The sequence below is a fragment of the Algihabitans albus genome (assembly GCF_003572205.1).
Lineage (GTDB): Bacteria > Pseudomonadota > Alphaproteobacteria > Kiloniellales > DSM-21159 > Algihabitans > Algihabitans albus.
Map to the genome: position 1 here is coordinate 72,717 of NZ_QXNY01000008.1, position 23,309 is coordinate 96,025.

Below are 23,309 nucleotides of genomic sequence, written 5' to 3' on the forward strand. Positions count from 1 at the left end.
AACCTATGATGGGGGGCGGCGCCGCCGGCGCGCGTTCCCGGAGATCAGAATGCACAAGCTGAAAGTGATCAAGCAGGGCGGCCGTTTGTCGGTCGTGCTCCCCGACGAAGTCGTCGCGAGCCTCGCGCTGTCGGAGGGTGCGGACCTTCTGCTCAGCGAAACCAACGGTGTCTATCGGCTGTCGCGGCGCAACGACGACTTCGATCAGACCATGGCCTCCGCCCAGAAGGTCATGACGCACTACCGCGATACCTTTCGCGAGCTTGCCAAATGAAGGAACCTTACTGGCTCAAGATGGACGAGGCCCTGGCCATCCACCATGAGTTGATCGACGCGTTCGGGGGTCTGCATGGCGTGCGCGATCAGGTCTTGCTGGAGGCGGCTTTGGCACGGCCACAGCAGATCTTCGTTTATACGGAGGAGACCAGTCTCTTCGCCTTGGCCGCGGCCTACATGGCGGCGGTGGTGCGCAACGATCCCTTCGTCGACGGCAACAAACGCGCTGGTTTCGCCTTCGGGCTCGTGTTCCTCGACCGGAAAGGGATCTGGGTGGAGGGCGATACCGGGGAAGCGACCAAGCTGATCTACAACCTGGCCGCCGGTCAGCCCTCGGAGACCGATCTGATTGACTGGTTGAACCGCAACGCGGTTTCCGCCGCCACTGTTTCCGGCGCTGCCCTTTCCGCCGCCGGCGACGCTAGTCGTTAAGCCGCCCGCCGGCGAGGCCGGCCGTTAACCCGCCCGCGAGCGTTCGGTCATGACCGGACGGAGTTTCAGCTTCAACGCGATTAGATCGTTGAGCTCCACCCCGGTGATGCGCGAGACCTCGGACAGCGGCAGGTTGGTCTCCCTGATCAGCGTCTTGGCGTGCTCGATGGGCGGAATGCGCCGGTGCGAGCGGCGGCGGAAGCTGCGCGCGCGGGTTTCGCGGGCCTCGCGGGCCGCCTTGCGTTCGGCATCTTCCTCGGCCCATTGGGCGCGCTGGCGCGCGCGGCTGGCCGCCGCCGCCTGGCTGTCGTGGGCGTGGTAGGCCTGATGGAAGCGCCGTGCGAACTCGGCGTCCTCCTCGCTGCGCTTCTGCCAGTAGCTTTCGCGCCGGCGCTGTTCCTCGCGCTCAGCCCGCTCGGCCGCCATCTCTGCGTCGTGGGCGGCGAAACTGGCCGCATCCTCCAGACTCAGGCCCTTGCGGGCCGCCAGACGCTCGGCAGCCGCCAGCGCGGCGCGTCGCTCGCCTGGATAGGGCGACTCTTTGGCGAGCACCAGCAGCTTGTGCAGCCGGCCGCGCTCGTCGGGGGTAAAACTCTCTGTCATCGCCTAAACGATAGGCAAGGTGAGGCGCCGGTTCCAGGCAAGCTTGAGCTTGACAGACGGCGCTCCAGCCCTCTCAGGGCCTTTTGGCGAAAATCGACCCGGCCATGACCGATTTGCCGTGATCTGCCTGCTGGCGCCGATTCACCGGGCTCCATTCACCTGGCTCCATTCACCGGGGCCGGTTGCTGTCGGCCTTTCGGCGTGGCAGCTTCCCTCCCGGCAAACGAGCAGTCACGGGAAGGAAGCAAGCAGCGATGGGCGAGCGTTTGAAGGACAAGGTCGCGGTGGTCACGGGGGCCGCGCAGGGCATCGGCCGAGCGGTGGCGGAGGTTTTCGCGGCCGAAGGCGCCCAGGTCGTGCTGAGCGACATCGAGCAGGCGGCCGGCGAGGCCGCGGCGGAGGCGATTCGCCAATCCGGCGGCTCTGCGCGCTTCGTCGCCTGCGACGTCGGCGACAAGGCCCAGGTCGATGCGCTGATCACCGCCGCGGTGGAGGCTTACGGGCATCTCGACATCGCCGTGGCCAACGCCGGTATCGTCATCGCGAAGGACTTCCTGGAATTGGAGGAGGAGGACTGGGACCGCACCATGCGGGTCAACCTGAAGGGCGTCTTCCTGACCGGCCAGGCGGCGGGCCGCCAGATGGTGGCGCAGGTGGCGGCGGGGCGACAAGGCGGCGCCATCGTCAACATGTCCTCGATCAACGGCGTGGTCGCGATCCCGGCCATCGCGCCCTACGTCTCCAGCAAGGGCGGGGTCGACCAGCTCACCAAGGCCATGGCTCTGGCCCTGGCGCCCCACGGCATCCGGGTCAACGCCATCGGGCCCGGCTCGATCGCCACGGAAATGGGTCAAGCCGTGCTCAATGATCCCGAAAAGCGCCGCAACGCCATGTCGCGCACGCCGCTCGGCCGGATGGGCGAGCCGGAGGAAATCGGCCGCGTCGCGCTGTTCCTGGCGACCGCCGACTCCAGCTACATGACCGGCCAGACCATCTATCCCGACGGCGGCCGCCTCGCGCTCAACTACACGGTGCCGGTGGAGGAGTGACGCCAAGCCGCGCGGCATGAAAAAAGGCGCCCTCGGGCGCCTTTTTTGCTGTTCCCTAGTCGGGCAGCTTGAAGGGGTAGTTGTCCGGCATCGAATCGCCGAAGTTGCTGGGCAGCTCTGGGCCCGGCTCGTAATGCGGCTGCGGCTCTTCCTTGACCACGGCCTCGGGCCGGGCCTTGCGGGCCTTGGCGACGGTGGCGTTGAGATCCGACTGGGTGCAGAGGCCGAGCAGGACGGGATCCTTGGGCCGAATGTTCGGCGAATTCCAGTGGCTGCGGTCGCGCACGGCGCCGATGGTGTTCTTGGTCGTGCCGATCAGCTTGGCGACCTGACTGTCCTTCAGTTCCGGATGGAAGCGTAGCAGCCAGGCGATGCCGTCCGGCTTGTCCTGGCGCTTGGCGACCGGGGTGTAGCGCGGACCCTTGGTGCGCTTGGCCGGCTGGGGCAGATCCTGCTTCAGCAGCTTCATGCGGTAGCCGGAGTCCTGCTGGGCGCGCTCCAACTCGGTCTTGTCGAGCTGGTTGCTGGTCACCGGGTCCATGCCCTGAATTCCCACCGCGACCTCGCCGTCTGCGATTCCCTGAACCTCCAGGGGATGCATGCCGCAGAAGGCGGCGATCTGATCGAAGGTCAGCGCGGTGTTCTCGACCAGCCAGACGGCGGTCGCCTTGGGCATCAGGGGCAGGGTATCGGCCATTGTCGTCCTCCTTCGCACCGGCGGTTACCGACCGGCACTTGCATTGCGCCGCTAGGGCGGCAATGCCGTTGTTCTGATAAGCGGGGAGCTTTCCCGCTATATAGAGCTTGTCGGTTTCGGACGAAAGCCCGTTCTGCCCCTTCGATGGGATTCCGCCGGGATTCCGGGCCGGTCACCTCCCCCCCGCGTCGCCTCCGCTGCGGAGTCCTCCACATGCGGCGCAGGACCGGAGAGCCGAACAGGCGGCGATGAAAGACGGCGGCGGCGGCATGCAGGACGAGCAGATGCGGCCGCGCTTCGGTCAGAAAGCGACCGGACGGTGCTGCATGGCCCAGGTTTCGGTCATGGGGGCGCCCTCGTAGGCCAGGAAGGCCCGCAGTTCCAGAACCTCGGCGTCCTCCGGATAGACGTCGAAGATCAGCCGCCAGGTGTCCGTGCCGACCACCCTTAGCGCGTAGGTGCCGTCGATCTGTCCGGCGCTGGTGGTGATCATCGGTTCGATCGGGTCGGTCGATCCGAACTCGGCCAGACGCCCGCCGAGGAAGTCGATGGCGATCTTGTTGCCGCCCTCCGGGCGCGGCTGTCCGGGAACGCCGGCCCGGCCGATCCGGGTGGCGACGGTGCGGCCCAGCCCCTCCGGCGCCATGGGATCGGCCGTCCAAACCAGGCGATAGTCCCAGGCCATCTCGTCGCCCGCCGAGGTCTCCCGCTCGGGCGTCCAGAAACAGACGATGTTGTCGTGAATCTCGTCGTCCGTCGGGATCTCGATCAGCTGGACCGATCCCCTGCCCCAGTCACCCAGCGGTTCGATCCAGACAGCCGGCCGGCGCTCGTAGAAGACCGCATCGTCCTCGTAGTTGGCGAAGGCGCGGTCGCGCTGCATCAGGCCGAAGCCCCTCGGGTTTTCGTCGAGGAAGCTGCTGGTGGTGACCTGCGGCGGATTGTTGAGCGGTCGCCAGATCCGTTCGCCGGCGCCGGTCCAGAGCACCAAGCCGTCGCTGTCGTGGACCTCGGGTCGCCAGTCGCTGGCGCTGTGCCGGTTGGTTTCCGAATACCAGAACATGGAGGTCAGCGGCGCGACTCCCAACTGCGTCACGCCCTCCCGGAAGAACAGACGGGAGGTCACGGTCATCTCGGTACTCTGACCGCGCACGATCTCCATGCGGTAGGCGCCGCTCAGACTGGGGCTGTCGAGCAGCGCGTCCAGGATCAGCCGTTCGGGATTGCGCTGGTCGAGCCAGAAGGAGGTGAAACGCGGGAACTCCTCGGTGCGGCCCGGCGCCGTCGTGTCGATGGCCAGTCCGCGCGCCGAAAGGCCGTACTGGTTCATCGGGTCCGAACTGCGGAAGTAGCTTGCCCCCATCAGCGCCAGCCAATCGCCGGGATTGCCGTCGGTGTTCAACAGGCGAAAGCCGGCGTAGCCCATGTCGGCGGGAAAGTCCTCGGCCTGCAACTCACCGCGATACTCGAAGGCATTCGGCGCGTAACCGAGCTGTCGTGCGCCCTGGTCGGTCACCAGGTGAAGGGCCACGGGCAGATCGGCGAAGCGGTGCAGATGGAAGGGTGCGAGCGGCCAGGCGCCGCCCGGACCGGCCGAGACGGCGGCGGCTTCACGGAACCGGATCTGCTGGAAGGCGTCGTAGTCGACCTTCTCCAGGATCTCGGGTGCGATGCGGCGCGGTGGCGTCCAGGGGCGGCGGGCCAGAGCCCGAGCCTGCGCGACCAATTCCTCTAGATTGTATTGCTTCGCTTCCAAAAGCGGAATACTAGCAGTGCCGGTCGCGAAAGCTGGCGGGGAAAGCCCCAGCGCCGCGAGCGCACCGAAATTGGCGAGCCCAGTCACAAGTCGCCGCCGGTCGAGTGTAGGAAAGAGATTGGGAGAGTTATCGGTCATAGGCCCTTGCCGCGAGAGTAGACAATGAGTTGATCAACTTAATCCTCTTGCTCTCCCAGGATAAGATCGGCTTTGAGACATCTGTGTGGCGGTAGAATTGTTCGTCTGCTTTCACATACCGCCGGGCGAAATGCTTAACGTGAATGCAAGCACTTTTGTCTTAGAGAGTTATCGAAGTGGTCTATGGTCTGTGACTGCGCTGAGAGATTGAGGTGTGTCCATGGCTGCGGTGCAGGCCCCCGGGGGCGGTCCAGCCAGCGAAGCGAGGTGGAAGTGGCTTTTGGAAGAGTCTCCGGCCCCGATGTTGGTGACCAACGGCCTGGAGGTGCTCTTCGCGAACAAGGCGGCCGCTGAAGTCCTGGGTTACGCCGATCCTCAAGCTCTGGCGGGCAAGACCATGTGGGATCTCAATGCCGCCGAAGACTTCCCTCTGGTGCAGGAGCGGGTCCGCAGATGGCGGAATCAGGAGCAGCTCCCGCCCCGCGACGCGCGCCTGGTCTGCGCCGATGGCAGAATCAAGCAGGTCGAGGTCGCGGGCTATCCGATCGAGTACGAAGGTCAGAACGCGGTCTTCATTCGCCTGACCGACGTCTCCCAACAGCGCAGCCGGGAAGTCGCGGAACGGGAGTCTCGCGAGCGCCTGACGCTCGCCATAGACATGATCGGCGGCGCAACCTGGGTTTACGACTACAAGACCGGGGCGCTCAGCGACTACGGCGGTCTCCAGCGGCTGCTGGGCTACCCGGAGACCAACCGGGAGATCGGCACCTCGATCAACGACTTCGTTCATCCCGACGACCGTTCGCGGGTCGCGGGGCGCTTAACGCGGCAGCGGCTGGCGACACAGGACGATGTTTCCACGGAACATCGGCTGCGGCGCGCGGACGGAACCTACATCTGGGTTCGATCGCGTGCCCGGGTGATCAAGGACGAGGCCGGCGAGCCGCAACGCGCAATCGGCATCGATACGGATATCACGGCCGAGAAGCGCGAGCGCATCCTGCGTGACGGGCGCGCGGCGGCTCTCTCCGCAATCACGGCCGGTGCGCGTTTGGAGTCCGTGCTGAGGCAGATCGTCCTGACGGCCGAGCAGGCGATCGAGGGGAGTGTCGTGGCGATCCTCCGTCGCAACGGCGATACCCTCGAACTGGCAAGCGCGCCGCACCTGCCGGAGCCACTGGCCGAGCGGCTTCGTGTCCTGCCGCTGGGTGAGGCCGGCGGCAGCGCCGGACGGGCCGCCGCCTCAGGCAAGCGCGTGACTCAGGATGGGCTGGACGACGGCGACGGGTCCGCACATCCGCTGACGGCGGCGCTGCTGGCCGCCGGAATCCGCTCGGCCTGGCTGGAGCCGATCGTGGCCGGCAAGGCGCGGGTGCTAGGTGTCCTGGCGATCTACCTGCCACATTCCAGCACGCCCCGGCCGGCCGACAACGTCGTGCTGTCGGAACTCAGCGACGTCTCTCGCCTGGCGATCGAACACGCCCGCACCCAGAGGCGGCTGCGCGAAGCGCGCACCGAGGCGGAGCGCGCCAACCGGGCCAAGAGCAACTTCCTCGCGACCATGAGTCACGAACTGCGGACGCCCCTGAATGCCATCATCGGATTCTCCGAGGTGATGCAGCACGGCGTTTTCGGTCCCGTCGGCAATCCGCGTTACGAGTCCTACGTCGGCGACATCCTACAGTCGGCCCGGCATCTCCTCGATATTCTCTCCGACATTCTCGACATGTCGCGGATCGAGGCCGGCCGCTGGGAAATCAGCTTTCAGCCGGTCGATGCGCCCGCGATCCGCGGCTTCAGCCATCTGCTGACCGCCGTCGCGGAGCAGCATGGCTGCAAGCTGTCGATCGAGATTGCCGACGAGTTCCAAGTGCAGGCCGATCTCCGCGCGCTCAAACAGATCCTGATCAACCTCGTCAGCAACGCGGCGCGTTATGGCCGTCGACACGGGCAGATCCGGGTCGCCGGGTTCCTGAGGCCGGAGGGAGCCGCGCTGGAGGTGCGCGATGAAGGGCCCGGCATTCCGGCCGAGCAGATCGAGACCTTGCTGCAGCCCTTCGAACGCAGCGAGCAGGCCAAGGCAATGGTGGAAAGCGGCCTCGGACTTGGCCTGCCGATCGTCCGCCAGCTCGCGGAGCTGCAAGGCGCGGACTTCAAACTGGAGAGCACGCTCGGCGTCGGGACTTGCGCGCGCGTGGTCTTTCCCGGCAAGGACCGCGAGCCGGAGGCGTAGTGCCCGAGACGCCGCACGGCTTTGGTGGCGGAGTCCCGATCGCCTCGGGTGCCGGACTCAGGCGGCGGAGATCTCCTGCAGGAAGGCGTCCACCTGGCGGCTCAGAAGATCCGCGTCGTTCGAGAGCTCGCCGGCTGCCGAGACCACGGCCTGTGCGGCCGCGCCCGTATCGGACGACGCCGTCTCCAGGGTCCCGATGCGCGCGGACACGTCCTGGCTGCCCAGCGATGCCTCCTGGGTGCTGCGCGCAATCTCTCGGGTGGCGGCCGATTGCTGCTCGACCGCCGAGGCGATCGAGCCGGAAACTTCGTTGATGCGGTCGATGGCTTCGGAGATCGAGGCCATGGATTCGGCGGCCTCGCCGGTCGCCGACTGCATGGCCGCGATCTGCTGACTGATGTCCTCGGTGGCGCCCGCCGTCTGGGTCGCCAGGCTCTTGACTTCGGAGGCGACGACGGCGAAGCCCTTTCCAGCTTCTCCGGCACGCGCCGCCTCGATCGTGGCGTTGAGCGCCAGCAGATTCGTCTGCTCGGCGATCTCCTTGATCAGTGTGACGACGGTCCCGATCCGTTCGGCCGAGGTGACAAGCTGGCGGATCGCTTCCGCGGTACGTTCGGTTCGCGCGACGGCTTCGGTCGCGACGCTCGCCGCCTGTTGCACCTGCGTCGAGATTTCCTGGACCGAGCTGCCCATCTCCTCGCAGGCCGCCGCCGCCGCCGACACGTTGGCGGAGGTCTGTTCCGATGCGGCCGCGACCGAGATGGCCAGTTCGCTGCCGTTGCGGGCGGTGGTCAGCATGCCGGTCGCGGCGCCGTGCATCTCGCCGGCGGCCTTGCCCACCGTCCCGACGATTGCGCCGACCTTGTCCTTGAAGGTCGCCGCCAGGCGGGCCAGCGCCTCGTCCTTGGCGCGCTGATGCTCCTCGATATAGACGGAGATCGACAGCTCCATGTCCAACAGGACGGCTCTGGCGATGGCGGCCAGTTCGGCGGCGCAGGCCGTCTTGTCGGTCCGGGCCAGCCAGCCGGTCTGCATCCTCTCCAGGATACTGGCCTGCAGACCGGTCATCAGCAGCGCGTAACCGCCGATGTACCAGCGGGGGGACAGTCCGAGACGGCTGTGGGCCTGCCCGATGCGCCGCACGGACTCGATATAGCCGCTGTCGTAGGTGCCGTCGGCGATCCGCAGCCAATGCTTGAGCTGCGCGGCATGGGCCTGATTGCGATGCGCCTCGGTTGGGAACATGGCGGCCATCTCGGGGAAGCCGGACAGGTGGGCATAGAAGTCGTCCAGGATGCCCGGTAGGTGCTGTTTCAACCAAGGACGCAGAGATCTCAATCGACGGAGCGACGCCTCGTCCAACTGAATGAAATGAAGGCGGTCTTCAATCTTATCGGCGGTCACGGTCGGCGTGCTCCTGCATGGTTTATCTCTTCCCGTCTGTCTCCATTCTGTAATTTAGAAGTAAATCGGAAGTAAAATTTCCCATAATCTCAAAATATTTTAAGTAAAATGCGTGTTTATACGATAAGAGAACTTTGATGCGCCCGGCCGGAGGCTTCGAAGGAGGCACGACCAAGTGGAGGGAGACACCCTCCGCCGGCCTGCGTAAGATTAGGTCGAGGTGATCGAAGTTCGGATCGAGAGGGAATCGCGATGACCTGTTGCCGCAAGCACCGTGGATTGGCGCAGCTTGGGCGGGCACCCGGCCGCGGGTTCGGCCCGGTCCTGGGCCGCAGGCAGATGCTGATGGGCATGCTGGCCGGTGGCGCTGTCGGACTCGCGGGCTGCTCGACCAATCCGCTGACCGGGCGCGACCAGTTGATGCTGGTGAGCGATGACGAACTGGCGGCCATGTCGGTCAGTACCTGGGAACAGGTTCGGAAGGAATACGATCGCGGCGGCACGGCGGGCGAGCGTCAGGCCGTTCAGCAGGTCGGTCGCGACATGGTCGATGCCTCCGGCCTCGGCGGCACCCGAAACTGGGAGTTCGAGGTCTTCGAGGGTCCCTCCAACGCCTTCGTGCTGCCCGGCGGGCAGGTGGCGGTCTTTACCGGCATCCTGGAGGACTTCGACAACGACGCCCAGATGGCGGCCGTGGTCGGCCATGAGGTCGGTCATGTGGCGGCGCGTCACTCGGCCGAGCGGGTCAGCCAGCAGGTGCTGGCTTCGTTCGTGGTCGGCGGGACGGCGGCCATCCTGGCCGGGATCGGAACCGACCGTGCCGCGACCCAGATCGCGGTCGGTGCGCTCGGTGCCGGCGCCACCTTTGGCGTCTTGCTGCCCTATTCGCGCCGCCACGAGCTGGAGGCCGACCGCCTGGGCGTCGAGTACATGGCGCAGAAGGGCTACGACCCCCGCGAGGCGCGGGAGTTCTGGGTCGACCGGATCGAGGAGCGCGAGCGCGAGGCGCCGGCCGAATTCATGTCGACCCACCCTTCGGACGAAACGCGGATCGGCCAGATCGAGGGGCTGCTGCCCGAGGCCATGGAGGTCTATCAGCAGAATGCGGAGGCGGCTCCGGCGCCCGACGGTTTCTCGGATCGGAGCGGTCTCGCCAGCCAGGGCCGGCGTACCGAAGCGGCACCGCCGCTGGAGATGGTCGGATGCGATCTGGAGGGCCGGCGGCTGCGGGTGACACCCGAGACCTGCGTGGAGTTCGGCGGGACGCTGATCTAGCCCGCCTCCGTTCGGTCGCGGCCCTGCCTTGGTTCCGCGGTTTTGGCGGAGTGAAATTCCGCCGGATGAAGATCCGCGAAGTGAAGCGCTAAGGAGTCACGTTCCTCGCTGCCGACGGGTGGAGGATGCGCTGGCTGGACCGACTTGGGGGATACCGCGATGCCGCTGCTGCGCCGCATTGGAATCTGGATCGTTCTGAGCCTGCTTCTGGCCGCACCGCCGGTGCTGTCGGCGTCGCCCGAACAGGTGGGGCTGCCTTCCGTCGCGCAAGCCGCCGAGCGTCTGGAGGGTCGGCTCGCCGCCAACCTGGAGTTCGCCGCCGCCGCGGGGGCCGCCGTGCCGCGCGACCGCGCGCGCGTGATCGCCGAGCTGCAGGGCATCGCGGATGCCGATCTTCGGTTGCGGCGTCTGGAGGCGCTGGCGGGCGCCGGTCTGGCCCAACCCGGCGACTGGCTGATGCTGGCCCGGCTCTATCTCGATCTGCGCCAGTTCGGCGACGCGGAGGCGGCGGCCTGGCTGGCGGCGACCGGCCCGGTGGCGGCTGGGGTCGAGGGCGCGGCTCTGGTGCTGCTTGCCGACATCCTGGAAATCGGGCAGGGCGGCAATCTGAGGGGCGCGGGTGTCGTGGACTGGCTGGCCGGCCTCCCGGACGCACTGTTGACGCCGGAGCTCGTCGAGCGGCGGAGGCAGCTCGCCGCGCGCTACGCCACGCGGTTTCAGCAAGTGGAGATCGATGTCGACCGCCCTCAGCCGGAGGTCTGCCTGCTCTTCACCGGGCGGTTGGCCCAGCGGCAGGCCTTGCCCTTGACCGACTACCTGGATCTCGCTCCGGATGGACCGCTGGATGCGAGCCTGCGTGGCGACCGTCTTTGCCTGAGTGGCCTGCGTCACGGCGGCGGCTACCGCCTGACCCTCCGGCCCGGCCTCCTGTCGGAGCGGGGCGAAGCGCTCGAGGGGGTTGTCGATCTGGAGGTCGCGGTCGCCGACCGGACGGCCAGTGTCGGTTTTCAGGCCGGGGCCTACGTCCTGCCGGCCGACGACGATCCCCTGCTGCCGGTCACCAGCGTCAACGCCCGCGAACTGGATCTGACGCTCTATCGCGTCGGGGACCGCAACCTGCTGACCCAACTGGAGTATGGCGATCTCGGCCGGCAGTTGACCGGCTACGATCTGCAGAACCTGGCCGAGCGCCAAGGCGAGCGGCTCTGGCAGGGTGCGATGACGGTTCCGGCCGGCCAGCCGAATGCCGAGCAGACCACCCTGATCCCGCTCGACGAGATGATCGGCAGCCGTGCGCCCGGCGTCTACGTCGTCGTGGCGGGCGTCGCCGATCCGCAGGCCGAGGACGAGCCCTGGACGCAGCAGGCCACCCAATGGCTGGTGGTGTCGGATCTCGGCCTCTCGTTGTTCGAGGGTCGGGACGGCCTGACCGTCTTCGCCCGCTCTTTCGCCGATGCCCGCGCAGAGTCCGAGGTCGAGTTGCAGCTTGTCGCGCGCAACAACCGGATCCTCGGCCGGGCCGTGACCGGCCCCGACGGGCGCGCCGGCTTTCCCGCCGGTCTGCTGCGCGGCGAAGGCGGCAACCGCCCGGCGGCGCTCTACGCCAGCACGGCGGGCGGCGACTTCACCTTCGTCGACCTCCAGGGACCCGCCTTGGATCTCTCCGAACGCGGCATCGCCGGACGGCCCTCGCCGGGTGCGGTCGATGCCTTTCTCACGCCCGAACGCGGTATCTACCGGCCGGGCGAGGCGGTTCATCTGACCGCGCTGCTGCGCCGCGACAGCGGCTTGGCGCTGCCGGGCCAACCGCTGACCCTGTCCGTAAGACGCTCGGACGGTGTCGAGGCGCACCGCACGATCGGCCGCGACGACGGTCTGGGCGGCTATCTCTTCGTCGTACCCCTGGCCGAGGCCGTGCCGACCGGTCTCTGGCGGGCCGAGGTCTTTCTCGATCCCGAGGCCGCGCCGGTCGGGGCCGTCGACTTCCTGGTCGAGGACTTCGTGCCGCAGCGCCTGGAGCTGAGCCTGGAGAGCGATCGCGCGGCCCTGGCACCGCCGGAAACGGCCGAGATCGAACTAGAGGGACGCTGGCTGTTCGGTGCTCCGGCGGCTGGCCTTGCGGTTCAGGCCGAGGCCGTGATCGACCTTGATCCCGAGCCTTTCCCGGACTACGGCGACTGGACTTTCGGTCTGGCCGATGAAGAGGTCAGCCCGTTGCGGGAGACTCTGCCGGCCGTCCGGACCGACGCCGAGGGCGAAAGCCGGATCGCCGTCAGCCTGCCGCGTCTGCCGGACAGCGCGGGACCGCTGGCGGCGAGGGTGACGGTCAGCCTGTTCGATGCCGGCGGCCGCCCGGTGACCCGCGATCTGAAGCTGCCGCTGCGCCCGCGTCCGGCCGAAATCGGCCTGAAGCCGCGCTTCGCCGAGGGCAGCATCGACGCCGGTCACACCGCCGCCGTCGATCTCGTCGCCCTGGATCCCGCTGGCGAAACGCTCGCCGGTCGCGCGCTGCAGGTCGAGTGGATCGAAGTGCGGAGCGACTGGATCCCCTACTGGCAGAACGGCACCCGCTGGCGCCGCCTCGTCACCGAGGTGCCGCTGGAGCGGGAGACGGTGACGACGGATGCCCAGGGCCGCGCGCTGCTGCAGCGTTCGCTCGACTGGGGCGATTACAAACTGCGGGTGGTCGATTCCGGCGGTGCCGCCACGGCCGTGACGGTCCGCGCCGGCTGGCGCGCCGCGACCGGAGAGACGGACGTGCCCGATGCCCTGGAGGTGACGCTGGCCGAGCCCGACCTGCGCGCGGGCGCGCTGCTGGAAGCCTTCGTCAAGGCTCCTTTCGCTGGCCGGGCGCTGGTCACCGTGCTGCGCGACGAGGTGCTGCACAGCCTGGAGGTGGAGTTGCCGGCCGAGGGCGCTCGGGTTGCCCTGCCGGTCGAAGCCGACTGGGGACCGGGCGCCTACCTGGCCGTGACCGCCTATCGGCCCCGCGCGTCGGCCTCTTCGACCGGGGATCCGGCGGCACGGGCGCCGGCCAGAGCCATGGGCGCCGCCTGGTTTACCGTCGACCGGACCTCCCGGCGGCTGGAGGTGAGCTTGACCCCGCCCGCCGAGGTTCGCCCCCGCAGCGAGCTGACCGTTCCGCTGACGCTGCGCGGCGCGGACCTGGACCAGGGCGACGGCCGGGTTCATCTGGTCGTCGCAGCGGTGGACGAGGGGGTGCTGCTGGTCACCGATTTCGAGACACCTGACCCCTTGGAGCACCTGTTCCAACAGCGTCGCCTGGGCCTCGACTTGCGCGACCTCTACGGCAAGCTGATCGATCCCGCCGAGGGACTGCGCGGCGAGGTTCGCAGCGGCGGCGGGGCGCCGGCCAACCTCGCCGGTCTGACGACCCGCACGACGGAGGTGATCTCCCTGTTCAGCGGTCCCGTGCAGGTCGGGCCGGACGGCACCGCCGAGGTCACCTTCCAAGTGCCGGACTTCAACGGTCGCCTGCGGGTCATGGCCATGGCCTGGTCGCTGGGCGGGCTCGGCGCCGCCGCCGTGCCGGTGACGGTCCGCGATCCACTGGTGGCCGATCTGATCCTGCCGCGCTTCCTGGCCCTGGGCGACCGGGCCGAAGCCACCCTGGAGCTCAACAACGTGGCGGGTCCGGCCGGCGACTATCGGGTGAGCCTGTCGGCGGGTGAGGCCGTCGCGGTCGAGACCGGGGCCTCCGTTCGCCTCGCGTCCGCCGCACGCGCTGTCTTGCCGGTCCCGCTGGAGGCGATTGCGCTCGGTGCTACGCGGGTGCAACTCGTCGTCACGGGACCCGATGGCTTCGAATTGGAGCGCGGCTGGAACATTCAGGTGCGGGCGGCACAGCCCTATGTCACGCGCCGCAGCTTGAGCCGTCTCGGTCCCGGGGAAAGCCGTCTGCTTGGCCCGGACTTGACCGAGGGCTTCCTGGTGGAGGGCTTGGATCTCAGTGTCACTGTCAGCGACCGTCCGGATTTCGGCCTTCCGGGTCTGCTCGCCTCCCTGCAACGCTACCCTTACGGCTGCGTCGAGCAGACCATCAGCCGCGCCTTGCCGCTGGTCTATCTGCCCGACCTGGCGGCGGAGTGGGATGTGGCTCTCGAGTGGTCGGACGACAGACTCCGGACCCAGGTGCGCGACGCGACAGCTTCGGTCCTAGCCCGTCAGACGGCGGCCGGAGGGTTCGGCCTCTGGTCCGCCGGCGGCGGGGAGGATGTCTGGATTTCCGCCTATGCCGCCGACTTCCTGTCCCGCGCGCAAGCCGAGGGTTTCGCCGTTCCGGCAGCGGCGTTGGAGCGCGCCTACGGCTACCTCGCGGCGCAGGCGGGATCGAGTTGGAACGACGATCTGGCCGGTCGCGCCTATGCCTGGCAGGTGCTGGCCCGGGCGGGTCGGGCGGACCCGGGCGATCTGCGCTACTTCGCCGAACAGCAGGCCGGCGCACTCCCGACGCCGGCGGCCCGGCTGCAACTGGCCGCCGCCTTGGCCGCCGTCGGTGAGCGGGAGCGGGCGACGGCGCTCTTTGCCCTGACCGAGGAGGCGTGGCAAAGGCTGCCCGACCGTCTGGTGGCCTGGGACTACGGATCTCCGCTGCGCGACGCGGCCCTGGCCACGGCGCTTCTGGCCGAAAGCGGTCTGGAAGCCGAAGCCTGGGCGGCGGCGGCGCGGGTCGAGGGCCTGCAGGCCACGCGCCAACGACTCAGCACCCAGGAGCAGCTCTGGCTGCTGCTCGCCGCGCGCGGCCTGACGCCGGAAGAGGGCGCCCTTGCCGTAACGCTCGACGGCCGCGCGCTCGAGGGGGCCGCGCCGCTGACCTTGCGGCCCGGCGGCGAGGATCTGCAGGAAGGCCTGACGCTGACCAACAGCGGGAGCGAAGGCCTGGGAGTGACGGCGACCCGGGTCGGGATCCCCGCCGACCCCCTGCCGCCCTCGGCCGAGGGTCTGACCATCGCGCGGCGCCTGCTGGATTTCCAGGGCCAGCCGCTCGACCCGTCAACCCTGGCGCAGAACGACCAGGCCGTGGTCATCCTGAGCGGCCGCGTGACCGACGGGCGTGCCCATCAGGCGCTGGTAGTCGATCTGCTTCCGGCCGGGGTGGAGCTGGAGTCCGTCCTGGCCGGTCGGGGCACCGCGCGCGACGGTTTCGCCTTCCTGCCCGAGTTGACCAGGCCGCTCTACGAGGCGCAGCGCGACGACCGCTACGTCGCGGCGGTCGATCTGAGCGCGGGAGAGACTTTCATCCTGGCCTATGTCGTGCGCGCGGTGACGCCTGGCGACTTCGCCCTGCCGGCCCCCTTCGTGGAGGACATGTACGCGCCCGACGTCTTCGCGCGAGGCGAAAGCGGACGTCTTGCGGTTGCCCGCCTGCCGTGATGCGGTGGCGCCGGATCTCGGCTCTCGCTGCGACGGCGCTCCTGCTGTTTGCCGGCGGTCTTGTCGCGCTGCGGGGGCTGGACCGGGCCTTCCCGCCGAACCTCGACAAGGCGGCCGTCACGTCCGTCGCCGTCTGGGCGGCCGACGGGGAGCTCCTGCGGGTCTTCGCCACACCGGATGAGAAGATCCGCCTGGCCGCCCTGCCCGAGGCCGTCGACCCGCTGTTCCTAGATCTGCTGGTGGCCGTCGAGGACAAGCGCTTCTGGCGGCATGGCGGCGTCGATACGCTCGCCGTGCTCCGGGCCTCCTGGCAGGCCCTGCGGCATGGCCGGATCGTCTCCGGCGCCTCGACTTTGACGATGCAGGTCGCGCGCCTGCTCGAGCCGCGTCCGCGCACTCTGAAAGCCAAGGCGATCGAGGCTTTCCGCGCCTGGCAGTTGGAGCGCCGCTTCAGCAAGCGCGAGATCCTGGGCCTTTACATGACGTTGGCGCCTTACGGCGGGCGGATCGAGGGGCTGCAGGCAGCCAGCCTGGCCTGGTTCGGCAAGCCGCCGCAGCGGCTCCGCCCGCAGGAGGCGGCGCTGCTGGTCGCCCTCCCGCAGGCGCCGGAGCGCCTGCGGCCCGACCGTTTCCCGGAGGCCGCCGCCGCCGCCCGGGCCAAGGTTCTCGCCCGTGGCCGCGATCGCGGCTTGCTTGGGGTCTTGCCGCTGGAGGTGCCGGTTCCAAGCCGTTTGCGGGCCTGGCCGCTGCTGGCGCCGCATCTGGGGCGGCGTCTCGCCGGCGAAGGCACGACCGCCACCACGCTCGACGCCGGCCTGCAAGGTCGCGCGGAGGCATTGACGCGACAGGCGGCGGAGGCGCTGCACCCTCGCGCGGGTGCGGCTGTCCTGGTGGTGGAGCGGCGCAGCCGGGCCGTGCGGGCCTACGTCGGCAGCCCCGATTTCCTGGCCGCCGCGCGCCAGGGCCAGGTCGACATGGTGGCCGCGCGGCGCTCCCCCGGCTCCACCCTCAAGCCCTTGATCTACGGGCTGGCCTTCGATCAGCGCCTGGCGCATCCCGAAACCCTGGTGCTGGATGCGCCGACCGGTTTCGGCCCTTACCGTCCCCGGAACTTCGACGGTGTCTTCCATGGCGAACTCAGCTTGCGGCAGGCTCTGCAGCTTTCGCTCAACATCCCGGCGGTGAAGCTGATGCAGCGCGTCGGCCCGGGCGTCTTCGTCTCGCGCCTGGCCGCCCAGGGTATCGATCTGGCCTACGCGGGGGGCGGCTGGCCCGGTCTGGCGATTGCCTTGGGCGGTGGCGCCCTGTCCCTGGAGCAGCTCACGCGCCTCTATGCCGCTCTGGCCGACGATGGCGTGGCGCGGCCTCTGGAGGTCGTCCGGGGCGCCGCTGAGCAGGGAGACGCCGCGCCCACACCGCTGTTCGATCCGGCGGCGCGGGCGCAGGTTGCCGACATCCTGCTTGGCGCTCCGCGTCCGCCTTCTGCGCTCGGGCGTTTCGGAATCGCCTTCAAGACCGGCACGTCCTATGGCTTTCGCGATGCCTGGGCGGTCGGCTTCGACGCGCGGCATGTCGTCGGCGTCTGGCTCGGCCGCCCGGACGGGACGCCCTTGCCCGAGGCGAGCGGCTTCCGCGCTGCCGCGCCCTTGCTGTTCCGGATCTTCGACCTGCTGCCCGACGCGCCGCTGGCGCCCCTCGGGCCGGAGCCGCCGCCGCCCGGCCTGGCCAAGTTGGACGTTCGGGTCACCTCCGTCGCCGAGCCGGCTCCGGAGATCGTCTTTCCCGTCTCCGGATCCCGGCTGCGGCTCGGCGATCTGCCGCCTGCCCTGACCTTGGAGGCAAGCGGCGGCAAGCGCCCCCTGACCTGGCTGGTCGACGGCCGCCCGGTCGCCTCGGACTCGCTCGGCCGCCGCGCACTCTGGCGTCCGCGCGGCGCCGGCTTCGCCGAGATCGTCGTGGTCGATGCCGCCGGCCGGCGCGACGCTGTCCGTTTGCGTCTCACCGACGGCACGGCGCGGACGGACGGCCTTCCGCGGGGCCGACTGATCTCTCGCGAGCGAACGGGGGCACGGTGAAACCGGTTCGGCGATCCTGCTTTAGGCGACCGTCCGCTGCTCCGCGCCGAGCTGGCTCGTCCGCACGTAGTTGCGGGCAAGCCAGACCATCCGCTCGTGCAGGCTCGTGATGGCGAAGAGCGCGCGCCGCTCTCCGAACACCATGAAAACGATCGCCAGCAGCACGATGATTGTGCCGGCGATGGCCAACTGGACCAGCTCGGCCTGCTTCTGGGCGTCCAGCCTGGCAACGGCGTTCTGGCTGACCCCGTTAGTGAGAATGTCGGCCTTCGCGGCCAGGGCGGTAGCCAGAACCCTCAGCTCCTCCGTGACGGCACGGTCGACGCCCCGGACCGCCGTTTCGACGTTCTCCAGGATCCGGGTCTGAGTTGTCTCTAAATTGTAGTGATCGATGCCGACGAAGATGAACTGGATCAGCAGCAAGAGCGCGGCGAGGGCAATGAACGGACACCGGGAATCCATGATCGTCTACACCCTAAACCGGTTTGCCGGCCCAACGGCTCTGTAGGCCGACTGCGCCCACGGGACGTCAGCCGGACCTTCGGCCAAGGCAATGCGACAGCAGCCAAGGGCACGCTCCCGGCGCGGTTTGGCTGGTTCCGTTACGATACGTGCTATTGCTTTCGACCCCAAAAGTACCCGCTTCGTCTCTTACCTCGCGGCCACCCTGCGATGGCAACAGGCAAGCTCCGCCGGCCGTCTCCGGAAGACCGGGCCGGTCCCGCTCTCTCATAAGGTTAACGTGCGACTCGCGTTCCGTTTGAAAGCAAGACTGCGTTCATGCGGAACCGTCGCGTCTCAGGCTGTCCCGCCCGGACCCCGGCTGACGCCGTCCGTCGCGCTCATGGCGGTCTCGATCAAGTGCCGGCTCAGGCTCTGGGCCGCACCCCTCGGGGCCTTCACCATCTCCGCCCGGACTGCCATGGCCATGGCGACAGCCTGCAGAACGTCGCCGTCGCTCACGTCGGTACGGCTGCCGATCGAGCGAGTCAGGCCCTCCAGGATCGCGCTCACCATCTGCGCCACGTCCGCCTCGGAGACGGTCTGGGCGTGCAGCGGAAAGTCGAACCTCAGTGTCTCTCCGCTCCGGGTGGTCGCGCTGTAGGCAAGCGTTTCGGCGGCCATGGTGATCCTCTCCGGCTCTGTTGGGCGAGATCGAACGATCCCGTCACGCGAGATGGTGCGGCGCTGCCGCGCGACAAGCCGCCGGCGCCGTCTTCCGGCCCTTGCGCGTCAGCTCTCCGAGGCGACGACGGCCAAGAAGCTCTCGGCGTACTTGTCCAGCTTGGAACGGCCGACGCCCGGCAGTTCGGCGAAGGCCGCGCGGCTGGCCGGACGCAGCTGCGCCATCTCGATCAGCGTGCGGTCGTGGAACACCACGTAGGGCGGTACGCCGGCCGTTTCGGCCAGCTCCCGGCGTTTCGCCTTCAGGGCCTCGAACAACGCCGTGTCGGCGCTCGAGAGTTCGGCCGCCTGAGCCGAGGGTCCGCGGCTTCTGGACCGGCCCGCCGGTCGGCTCGGCTGGGTGGGACGGCGCAGGGTCACCGCGGCCTCGCCGCGCAGCACGGGCCGAACCCGTTCCGCCGGACCGAGCCGCAGGCCGCCGTGGCCCTCCAGGTCGACCTCCAGCAGCCCGCGCGTCGTCAACTGTCGCAGGATCGAGCGCCACTCCGCCTCGCCGGTCTCGGCGCCGACCCCGAAGACCGCCAGCGACTGGTGGCGATTGCGCGTCGCCTTCTCGCTCTCGACGCCGCGCAGCACGTCGACGATGTGGGCGGCGCCGAAGACCTGGCCGGTGCGATAGACCGCAGAAAGCGCCTTCTGGGCCTCGGCTCCGCCGTCCATGGCCTGCTGCGGTTCCAGGCAGGCGTCGCAATTGCCGCAGGGATCGCAGCTATCGCCGAAGTAGGCCAGCACGCCCTGGCGGCGGCAGCCAACGCCCTCGGCCAGGCCGACGAGCTGCTCCAGCTTCAGCAGTTCGATCCGCTTGACCTCGTCCGGCGCGTCGGACTCGCGCACCATGCGGCGGATGAAGCTGACGTCCTGGGCGCCGAACAGCGTCAAGGTCTCGCTTGGCAGGCCGTCGCGGCCGGCCCGGCCGACCTCCTGGTACCAGGCCTCCAGGGAGCGCGGCAGATCGAGATGCACGACCCAGCGCACGTCGGGTTTGTCGATGCCCATGCCGAAGGCGATGGTGGCCACCACGACCCGTCCCTCGTCCCGCAGGAAGCGGCCTTGCCGCTCGGCGCGCAGCCCGGCGTCCAGCCCGGCATGATAGGCCTCGGCGGCATAGCCCATGCCGGCCAGGCGCTCGGCCGTCTGCTCCGCCTTCTTGCGCGAGCGGACGTAGACGATGCCGGAGGAGCCCTCCGGACGCGCCGCCAGGAAGCGGTCGAGCTGGCGCAGCGGCTCGCGTTTTTCGGCGAAGTTCCAGCGCAGGTTGGGGCGGTCGAACCCGCCGACCAGCACGCGCGCCTCCGGCATTTGGAGCTGGTTCAGGATGTCGGCGCGGGTCTGGGCATCGGCCGTGGCGGTCACGGCGATCCGCGGCACCTTGGGAAACCAGCCCGTCAGGGCGGACAGCCGGCGGTATTCCGGGCGGAAATCGTGACCCCATTGGGAGACGCAGTGCGCTTCGTCGATGGCGATTAGCGAGACGTCGCAGCGCTCCAGCAATTCCAATGTGCCGTCCATCAGCAAGCGTTCGGGCGCCACATAGAGCAGGCGGGTCCGCCTACCGCGCAGACGCTCCAGAACCGCACGGCGTTCCGCATCGGGCAAGGCCGAGTTCAGCATGTCGGCGGCGACGCCGGCCTCGCGCAGTTGCGCGACCTGATCCGCCATCAGCGCGATCAGGGGGGAGACCACCACCGCCGTGCCGGTTCGGCAGAGTGCGGGGATCTGATAGCAGGCCGATTTGCCGAACCCTGTCGGGGCGACGAGCAATACGTCGCGCCCGGCCAGAAGCGTCTCTATCGCATCCGACTGCAGGCCGCGGAAGGCCTCATGCCCGAAGACCTCGCGCAGGGCCTGGCGGGGATCCGCGAAGGGGGCTTGCTTGTCGGCGCTGCCGGGGCCGGCGGTGACTGACGGATCGGCGACTCGGGCGGAGCTTTCCAGCATGGCCCCTTCCTTTGAGCCGCTTCCGGGCGCGTGTGCAAGACGTCGCTGCCACAATCGATTGATTTCCTGGGGACAAGACTGCTGTCATAGTGGTTGGCATGCGAAGCTTTCTCCCCTTGACCCTGGTTGCCGGGGTGCTGCTGTCCGCGCTCGTGCTGACCCTTCCGATGGGAGGATCTTCGGCGGCGGATGGCGAGGACTGGCGTCAGCAGCTCGTCGATCAACTTGCCGAAGAAGAGGGCTGCGTCGTCTCCTTCTTTTCCCAGGTCAGCGTTGTCCGCCAGGACGGCCGCGAGATCATCGCCGCGCGGGCGCACTGCGACGATCGGCGGGCCTTCGATGTGACGCGCATCTCGCCCGCCACGGCCTTCGACCTGCAAGCCTGTGACACGTCGGAAGAACGAACCTGCTAAGGAAACGGCCTGTGATGAAAGCCTTGTCCCGGACGCCTGTCCTGTATTCTGCTGCCGCGCTCTGTCTGGTCGGGTGTCTGGCCGGACCCGCGCGCGCCGACGAAGCGGCCGTCGAGCGGGGCGAGGCCCTGTCGCGCCAGCTCTGCGCGGTCTGTCATCTGGTTGGGGAGACGGCGTCCGGCGGAAGCGATGCCGTCCCCACCTTCCACGCCATCGCCAATACGCCGGACATGACCGAGGGACGCATTCGCGGTTTCATCTACAACCCGCACCCGCAGATGCCGAGCCTGCAGCTTCCGGAAAATCAGATCGACGACATCGTCGCCTACATCCGCAGCCTGGCGGAGTAGGCGGCTCGAAGCGTCTTTATGCCCGGCTTTCCCGCGTGCGCAACGCCGGGACGACCACCATCAGGGCGCGGAACGGGATCAGCAGCACCAGCGCCATGGCCAGCTTGACGCCCAGGTCGCCGATGGCCCAGGTCACCCAGGGCAGGCCCGTGCCCGCGAAGGCCAGGCTGAAGAACAGCGCGGTGTCGGTCACCGAGCCCAGTGTCGAGGAGGCCAGCGGCGCCTGCCACCAGGCGGCCTTGCGCAGGCGGTCGAAGATCGTGACGTCGAGCAGCTGCGCGACCAGGAAGGCGCTGCCGGAGGCCAGGGCGATGCGCGGATCGGCCAGCAGGATCGACAGCACGACGGCCAGGGCGAAGCCGGCATAGACGACGCGCCGCGCCTGGGCCGGACCCAGGGCTCGGTTGGCCAGGTCGGTCACCAGGAAGGCGATGGGATAGGTGAAGGCGCCCCAGGTGATCCAGTCGTTGAGCGGATACTGCACGAGGATGTTGGAGGCCGTCACCACGACGGCCATGGCGGCGATGCCGAGCGCGATGCCGCGCAGGGAAGTCTGTGTCATGCGTCTTCGATCCCGATGGGGCTTCCGATCCGGAGCCCGAAGTGTTGAGCGGCCGAACCCTGGTTGACGGCGATCTCGGCCAAACCGCAGGAGTTGGCGTACCAGAAAGCTTCGCCGGGCGCGACCCCGCCGAAGGTCTCGGCCGCCGCGAGCCTCTGGCCGCCGACGGATAGCCGGGTTCCGGCGGGCAGCTCGGCGGCCCGCAGTCCGGTCATGGCGTTTCCGTAGGCGTCGAGGTAGACGACTTCGGCCAGGGTGTCCGGCCAGTCGGCGCCGACCAGACTGTCGGGCGCCAGGGGAGTTGCGGCGGGAACCCGGCCCCTGGCCAGCATGGCGGCGACCGGGCCGAAGAGATCGCGGCCGTGGAAGCTCGGGGAGAGGCGCTCCGGCCGCCAGTCGATCCGCCAGGCACTGGTCGGCGCGGCGCGGCGCGCGACCAGGGCCAGAAGACCGTTGTCCGGGCCGACGAAACTCAGTCCCCCGGCCTGCACCGCCAAGGGTGCCCGCGCCGTACCGACGCCCGGATCGACGACGGCGAGGAGGACGGAGCCGGGCGGCGCCTCCGCCGCCAGGGCCGCCAGCAAATAGGCCGAGGCCTTGGGGTCGAACCGCGGCGCGTCGTGCTGCAGGTCGATCACCGGCAGACCTGGGGCCTCCCGGGCCAGTACGGCGTGAAGCTGGCCGACATACGGGCCGGAGGTGCCGAAATCTGTGTAGAGCAGGATCATGGTCGGGGACTTCGATTGTTTCGGGGACTCCGGTCTCGGGCTCTTCGGCCGGGAGACCGGGAGAGTCTGCCGCGAAGCCCTGCCGGCCGGACGACTGGGACAGCGGTCTTACGCTTGTCCACAGGATTCGAAACGACTCGGCTCGACTCCGTGCTTGCCACCGGATATTGTAGGTCTTGCCTGGCGGCACGCGATATATGGTTGGTAGGAGAGAGTGCAATGAGCTGGACGCCGGAGCGTATCGACGAGCTCAAGCGGCTGTGGGACGCAGGCCACTCCGCCTCCGAGATCGGTAAGCAATTGGGCGTATCGAAGAATGCCGTGGTTGGCAAGGCCCACCGGCTGAAATTGGCGGCCCGGCCTTCGCCGATCAAGCGCGGTGGCGGTACGACGCGGCGCCGGCCTGCGGCGGCCCAACGCCAAGCGGCGGCACGAGCGGCAACGGCGGGGCCTTTCGCCGGCGGTGCGGCCTCGGCCATGGCGGCTGCTGGCGGTTCGACCGCGAACGGGTCGGCCCCGAGCGGCAAAGCCGTCTCGGCTTCGCCTTTCGTCGCGCCCGAACCCGAACGGGGTCCGGCGCGGGCACGCGGCCGGGCACGCCCGGTTCGGCGTTCTCTGGGGACGCAGAACTGCGCTTGGCCGATCGGCGATCCGGGCGACCCGACCTTCCACTTCTGCGGGGAGCGCGCGGTGGCCGGCAAGCCCTACTGCGAAACTCACTGCGCCCAGGCCTACATCACCAGGAAGAAAGAAGAGGCGGCCTGATTTCAGCCGCTTTCGGGGATGGTCTCTCCCGGAGAT

General features: G+C 68.8%; 19 protein-coding genes. 10 read left to right on the forward strand and 9 right to left on the reverse strand.

Annotated features, from left to right (window positions below):
- The first annotated feature begins 49 nt into the window (after positions 1-49).
- Both DBZ32_RS20280 and DBZ32_RS20285 read left to right on the forward strand, forming a co-directional pair.
- Positions 50-274, forward strand: a complete 225-nt coding sequence (locus DBZ32_RS20280; protein ID WP_119169087.1) for an AbrB/MazE/SpoVT family DNA-binding domain-containing protein — start codon at positions 50-52, stop codon at positions 272-274.
- Positions 271-708: a type II toxin-antitoxin system death-on-curing family toxin gene (locus tag DBZ32_RS20285; protein ID WP_119169088.1), complete on the forward strand. Its 438-nt coding sequence runs from the start codon at positions 271-273 to the stop codon at positions 706-708. Before DBZ32_RS20280 ends, DBZ32_RS20285 begins: the two co-directional genes overlap by 4 nt.
- A gap of 24 nt (positions 709-732) precedes the next feature.
- Here DBZ32_RS20285 and DBZ32_RS20290 read toward each other — a convergent pair whose 3' ends face one another.
- Entirely contained in the window at positions 733-1,311 is a 579-nt protein-coding gene (locus DBZ32_RS20290; protein WP_119169089.1) for a DUF2786 domain-containing protein, read from the reverse strand.
- Positions 1,312-1,565: 254 nt separating this feature from the next.
- Between DBZ32_RS20290 and DBZ32_RS20295 the strand changes: the two genes are divergently transcribed.
- Positions 1,566-2,360 (forward strand): SDR family NAD(P)-dependent oxidoreductase, encoded by a 795-nt coding sequence (locus DBZ32_RS20295; RefSeq protein ID WP_119169090.1) that lies wholly within the window; start codon positions 1,566-1,568, stop codon positions 2,358-2,360.
- 55 nt (positions 2,361-2,415) lie between these two features.
- Here DBZ32_RS20295 and DBZ32_RS20300 read toward each other — a convergent pair whose 3' ends face one another.
- Both DBZ32_RS20300 and DBZ32_RS20305 read right to left on the reverse strand, forming a co-directional pair.
- The gene (locus DBZ32_RS20300) at positions 2,416-3,057 is read right to left on the reverse strand and encodes a DUF1013 domain-containing protein (protein ID WP_119169091.1); all 642 of its coding nucleotides are present in this window, start codon (positions 3,055-3,057) and stop codon (positions 2,416-2,418) included.
- Positions 3,058-3,358: 301 nt separating this feature from the next.
- Positions 3,359-4,951: a glucan biosynthesis protein gene (locus tag DBZ32_RS20305; RefSeq protein WP_119169092.1), complete on the reverse strand. Its 1,593-nt coding sequence runs from the start codon at positions 4,949-4,951 to the stop codon at positions 3,359-3,361.
- A gap of 220 nt (positions 4,952-5,171) precedes the next feature.
- Between DBZ32_RS20305 and DBZ32_RS20310 the strand changes: the two genes are divergently transcribed.
- Complete coding sequence (locus DBZ32_RS20310) at positions 5,172-7,184, forward strand: PAS domain-containing sensor histidine kinase (protein ID WP_119169093.1); 2,013 nt, start codon at positions 5,172-5,174, stop codon at positions 7,182-7,184.
- 57 nt (positions 7,185-7,241) lie between these two features.
- On the opposite strand, the gene DBZ32_RS20315 is transcribed toward DBZ32_RS20310, so the two are convergent.
- Entirely contained in the window at positions 7,242-8,588 is a 1,347-nt protein-coding gene (locus DBZ32_RS20315; protein ID WP_119169094.1) for a globin-coupled sensor protein, read from the reverse strand.
- Positions 8,589-8,840: 252 nt separating this feature from the next.
- Between DBZ32_RS20315 and DBZ32_RS20320 the strand changes: the two genes are divergently transcribed.
- The 3 genes from DBZ32_RS20320 to pbpC all read left to right on the forward strand — a co-directional run bounded on the left by DBZ32_RS20320 (position 8,841) and on the right by pbpC (position 17,332).
- Entirely contained in the window at positions 8,841-9,863 is a 1,023-nt protein-coding gene (locus DBZ32_RS20320; protein ID WP_119169095.1) for a M48 family metallopeptidase, read from the forward strand.
- A 159-nt stretch (positions 9,864-10,022) separates the two neighbouring features.
- Entirely contained in the window at positions 10,023-15,257 is a 5,235-nt protein-coding gene (locus tag DBZ32_RS20325) for an alpha-2-macroglobulin family protein (RefSeq protein WP_119169096.1), read from the forward strand.
- The gene (gene pbpC, locus DBZ32_RS20330; protein WP_208539349.1) at positions 15,257-17,332 is read left to right on the forward strand and encodes a penicillin-binding protein 1C; all 2,076 of its coding nucleotides are present in this window, start codon (positions 15,257-15,259) and stop codon (positions 17,330-17,332) included. The genes DBZ32_RS20325 and pbpC overlap by 1 nt, the downstream gene beginning before the upstream one ends.
- Positions 17,333-17,353: 21 nt before the next feature.
- Here the strand turns inward: pbpC and DBZ32_RS20335 are convergent, their stop codons facing one another.
- The 3 genes from DBZ32_RS20335 to recQ form a co-directional block, all read right to left on the reverse strand.
- Positions 17,354-17,794, reverse strand: a complete 441-nt coding sequence (locus tag DBZ32_RS20335; RefSeq protein WP_119169097.1) for a hypothetical protein — start codon at positions 17,792-17,794, stop codon at positions 17,354-17,356.
- Between the two features lie 336 nt (positions 17,795-18,130).
- Positions 18,131-18,457 (reverse strand): hypothetical protein, encoded by a 327-nt coding sequence (locus DBZ32_RS20340; RefSeq protein WP_119169098.1) that lies wholly within the window; start codon positions 18,455-18,457, stop codon positions 18,131-18,133.
- A 108-nt stretch (positions 18,458-18,565) separates the two neighbouring features.
- A complete protein-coding gene (recQ, locus tag DBZ32_RS20345) occupies positions 18,566-20,455 on the reverse strand; it encodes a DNA helicase RecQ (protein ID WP_119169099.1) in 1,890 nt (629 codons plus the stop codon).
- Positions 20,456-20,553: 98 nt separating this feature from the next.
- Between recQ and DBZ32_RS20350 the strand changes: the two genes are divergently transcribed.
- Entirely contained in the window at positions 20,554-20,868 is a 315-nt protein-coding gene (locus DBZ32_RS20350; RefSeq protein ID WP_119169100.1) for a hypothetical protein, read from the forward strand.
- Positions 20,869-20,882: 14 nt separating this feature from the next.
- Complete coding sequence (locus DBZ32_RS20355) at positions 20,883-21,218, forward strand: c-type cytochrome (RefSeq protein WP_119169101.1); 336 nt, start codon at positions 20,883-20,885, stop codon at positions 21,216-21,218.
- Positions 21,219-21,234: 16 nt separating this feature from the next.
- Here DBZ32_RS20355 and DBZ32_RS20360 read toward each other — a convergent pair whose 3' ends face one another.
- A complete protein-coding gene (locus DBZ32_RS20360) occupies positions 21,235-21,780 on the reverse strand; it encodes a queuosine precursor transporter (RefSeq protein WP_235830287.1) in 546 nt (181 codons plus the stop codon).
- A complete protein-coding gene (locus DBZ32_RS20365) occupies positions 21,777-22,508 on the reverse strand; it encodes an SAM hydrolase/SAM-dependent halogenase family protein (RefSeq protein ID WP_119169102.1) in 732 nt (243 codons plus the stop codon). Before DBZ32_RS20365 ends, DBZ32_RS20360 begins: the two co-directional genes overlap by 4 nt.
- A 219-nt stretch (positions 22,509-22,727) precedes the next feature.
- On the opposite strand from DBZ32_RS20365, the gene DBZ32_RS20370 reads away from it, so the two are divergent.
- Positions 22,728-23,273 (forward strand): GcrA family cell cycle regulator, encoded by a 546-nt coding sequence (locus tag DBZ32_RS20370; protein WP_119169103.1) that lies wholly within the window; start codon positions 22,728-22,730, stop codon positions 23,271-23,273.
- Positions 23,274-23,309 lie beyond the last annotated feature (36 nt).